Raw genomic sequence first — 3,331 nt, forward strand, 5'->3', positions numbered from 1 at the left:
ATCCTCTAGCTCTTTCATCCGCTTGATCATGGAGGTATCCATGCCGCCAAATTTAGCTCGCCACTTATAAAAACTGGCGCTGCTCATGCCGTGCTCGCGGCATAACTCCGGAACGGGCACGCCGCTCTCGGCTTGCTTCAAGATCGCCATGATCTGGCTGTCAGAAAAACGTGACTTCTTCATGCGGAATCTCCCTGCGTATAGCTTACGGAAAATTCTACTTCTGATCACCTTGGTTTATTGGGGTGATTACCGATTCACCCGTCGACGACTGCAACTAAGACCCTGTTGCCTCAGAGCTTGATGCACCTGTGGCGCGCCATAGGCTCTCCGATACCCCTGGTGCAACTCAACAATGGCGCCTTTGAGGTGGTCATCGTGCTGTCGATGACGGCTCAGCGGGCGCGTGAGCCAGGCATAGAAGCCGCTACGAGACACACCAAAGAAACCACACAGCCGTTTGACGCTGAACCGGCCCCGGTTCTTCTCGATAAACGCAAAAATCAATGACGGTTTTTCTCGAAGAACCGACGCGCCTTTTTTAGGAGATCGATTTCCTCCTGACGCGCATTCAACTGTTTTTCCAGATCCTTGATGCGTTTCTTCGCCTTGGCCAGTTCGTCCTCGGCCGCGGCTTCGGAATCCGCCGGGGGATCGACCCGCTTGGGAGAGGGCTTCTGTTTTTTCATGTGCTTGTTTTCAACCAGCGTCCCGTTGCGATGCTCCATACACCAGCGATACAGCATGACTGGATGTATCCCTAGCCCCTCCGCAATATCCTTGGTTTTAACGTTAGGGTGATTAGCCAGTTTAACGGCCCGCAGCTTGAACGCCAGGGTATAACGGTCGTAGTTTCTCTTGTGGGTGTGCCCCATGACAGACCCCCTCTAGTGTCCGGTAAATGACCGTCCACTAAAGCGGTGCAAGATCAGCACAGCTTCGCTGTGTCCGAGTGCTTTTACTTGTTAGGCAAATCCCTTAATTCTCGAGATTCGATTTTCTATGTATTGAACCTCAGCACCTTCAACACTTGCTAGGATTAAGCTTCTAATGGTTTTTTTAGTAAATCCATCTTTTATTCGATACAAACATTTATCAAACGCATCAGAAATACAAGACTTACAGGTTACAATCGAACTTGCAGAGCACTTTTCCGGCAACCCGTTGATACTATTAATCAATTCTTGTGAAAATATATCTATCAACCACTTACCTTTCGATATGCTCTTTAGCGTATCGATGCAAGGACTGAGACCAAGAGAAGTCGCAAAAACATCCAGATCACGTTGTTTTTCTAATACGTCTTGTCTAGTTTTAAGATCATAAATTCGTCCGGGAGAGTACGAATATGAAAAGCTTGCTGAATATTCAGATTCTACGGAATTACGTAGAGACTCCAAAGAAAAATAGTATAAATCTAGAAGTTTTTCCTCGATCTCACGCATCATCAAATTGCATAGCTCATCGCTTATTAGATCTCGACTCGTTTTACTGGATAATCTTAAGATATTGGCAATGATCTGCTCGGACACAAAATGACTTTCTATAGAATAATAATTAAGCACAAGAAGAGGTTCTATATCAGGAAGTTCGCCTCTGTAGTCTCGAACATCTTTATCAATTATTCCCAATATATTATCAGATAGCGAATGGGAGTCATTTGGCAAAGAATCTAATTCTTGGATCGCAGCAATAACCTGATCACACCCCTCGGTAAATCCCTCGATATTTTCTATCGCATAAACTTCTACATTAAAAGGAGCTTTGGTTGATATTTCCTCGTAAATAGATATATCGTCAATTCCTTCCACTAAAATCGCAGGAACACCCGTGATAATGGCTTCATTTAAAAGTTCATCTATTTCGTAACAGAACCCGCTCATCTAATCTCTCCAGACTTTCAGTTCAGAAAGAAAGTTAGGGTTTCTCTTTGCCAATGCTGGAGAGTGAGATGCCACTATTATTTGCGTGCTAGGTAATAACGCAGAAAATAAAGACATTAGTTCTCTTTGCCATTTAATATTCAGAGAAATTTCAGGCTCGTCAATAACCAAGAAATTTCTGCCTTGACCTTCGAATAGCACTAATGCCAAAAAAGTTAATATATGGCGTTCCCCACTTGATAAATCGTTGACGGAATGGGTTTCATTGCCTATCGAAATATAAACCTCTTTCCCATTAACGACTAACTTCTTATCGTTAATAAGATAGGTATTAAACCTATCAACAAGTAGGTTGATGGAGCTAAGGATAAGCTTTTCCACTTCTAGCTCATCAAGCATATTTTGGAAAAGTTCGCTCAATAATGAGTGCTCTAGAATCTTGTCTAACTCTCCGGGTTGATCGATTCGTCCAAGAATATCAACAATTCTATTCTTAAAATTATTCTCATCACCATCATCTAGTGCTTCAATGATTCTGTCTTTATTTTCTAATATTCGGTTGCCCAGAGAAGTCTTATCTGTGTCAGTATGTTCCGAGCCACTATTTTCGACATCGATAGCAACTGAAAGTGTATCAAAAAGAGCACTTTGAATTTTTCGGGTAGCCGTAAACCTCGCAATTCTATAGCGTTGTAAAAGCAACTCTTCGATATTTTCTATTTTTATACTCTGTATGTATAAGTGTTTCTCATCAAAATCAATTTCTGGCCGCTTGTTTCTAAACCTAGCAGCATTTCGACGCCTTAAAAAGAATGAAAGCTCTTCAGATAACTCATATATACTCTTTTTAGATATTCCCATCCCTCGATGGCTTCCAAACAGTTCATGCTGTCGCCTTGGATGAGCAAAGAAATTCATTAGAATTTCGGGCTCTATTTTTAAAGATTGCGTGCTAACTCCTCGCTCAACACCTAAAGAGAGCGACCTAGAGTTAACCAAGCAACTGGCTTCAAATTCACTCCAGTCGTACCCTTCGTCTTTTAGTTCAACAGATACTAATTTCGCCTCATCTTCTTCTTCGATAGTGCATATTATTTTATTTATTCCAATAGAAGATAGCGCATCATCATCTTGTGATAAAAAAGAGTTTATGGCTTTGAGAAACGTTGTTTTCCCGCAACCGTTGTCACCATAAATAACAGTGACATTTTCAGACGAAAACTCTACTTTCGAGTATCTATTTTTTGCCTTAAAACCATGAAACTCAATATTATCAATCTTCATAGATTTTCCATTTTATAGACTTATGACTCAATGCCTAACGAGGCTGTAGAAAAACCCTAGAGCCTTTTTTCGGTGATGTTCCTACGTAAAATCTGAGTATGTTTTCGGTGACAAATGCTCCAGATTTTAAGAATAGGCGCTATTTTTAGATTAATTATTGATCA

6 protein-coding genes are annotated in these 3,331 nt (G+C 41.3%); 1 reads left to right on the forward strand and 5 read right to left on the reverse strand.

The features are described 5' to 3' along the window. Positions 1-183 (reverse strand): transposase (locus BCA33_RS17640; RefSeq protein WP_071267917.1); only part of this gene is annotated, 183 nt, incomplete at its 3' end. A 66-nt stretch (positions 184-249) separates the two neighbouring features. After that, the gene (locus BCA33_RS22930) at positions 250-348 is read right to left on the reverse strand and encodes an IS3 family transposase (RefSeq protein WP_368087268.1); all 99 of its coding nucleotides are present in this window, start codon (positions 346-348) and stop codon (positions 250-252) included. Here BCA33_RS22930 and BCA33_RS22310 point away from each other — a divergent pair. Further along, positions 343-510 (forward strand): hypothetical protein, encoded by a 168-nt coding sequence (locus tag BCA33_RS22310; RefSeq protein ID WP_254774572.1) that lies wholly within the window; start codon positions 343-345, stop codon positions 508-510. The genes BCA33_RS22930 and BCA33_RS22310 overlap by 6 nt on opposite strands. Here BCA33_RS22310 and BCA33_RS17650 read toward each other — a convergent pair. The 3 genes from BCA33_RS17650 to BCA33_RS17660 form a co-directional block, all read right to left on the reverse strand. After that, positions 504-875, reverse strand: a complete 372-nt coding sequence (locus BCA33_RS17650; RefSeq protein WP_071267921.1) for a transposase — start codon at positions 873-875, stop codon at positions 504-506. The two genes, BCA33_RS22310 and BCA33_RS17650, sit on opposite strands and share 7 nt — an antisense overlap. A gap of 90 nt (positions 876-965) precedes the next feature. Then, entirely contained in the window at positions 966-1,883 is a 918-nt protein-coding gene (locus BCA33_RS17655) for a DUF4435 domain-containing protein (protein WP_071267923.1), read from the reverse strand. Continuing rightward, positions 1,884-3,167: an AAA family ATPase gene (locus BCA33_RS17660; RefSeq protein WP_071267925.1), complete on the reverse strand. Its 1,284-nt coding sequence runs from the start codon at positions 3,165-3,167 to the stop codon at positions 1,884-1,886. Positions 3,168-3,331 lie beyond the last annotated feature (164 nt).

Source organism: Marinobacter sp. AC-23 (genome assembly GCF_001858325.1).
GTDB lineage: Bacteria > Pseudomonadota > Gammaproteobacteria > Pseudomonadales > Oleiphilaceae > Marinobacter.

Excerpts from the sequence above, each read along its gene's own strand:
- BCA33_RS17650 (WP_071267921.1), bottom strand. The coding sequence starts at position 875 with ATGGGGCACACCCACAAGAGAAACTACGACCGTTATACCCTGGCGTTC.
- BCA33_RS17655 (WP_071267923.1), bottom strand. The coding sequence starts at position 1,883 with ATGAGCGGGTTCTGTTACGAAATAGATGAACTTTTAAATGAAGCCATT.
- BCA33_RS17660 (WP_071267925.1), bottom strand. The coding sequence starts at position 3,167 with ATGAAGATTGATAATATTGAGTTTCATGGTTTTAAGGCAAAAAATAGA.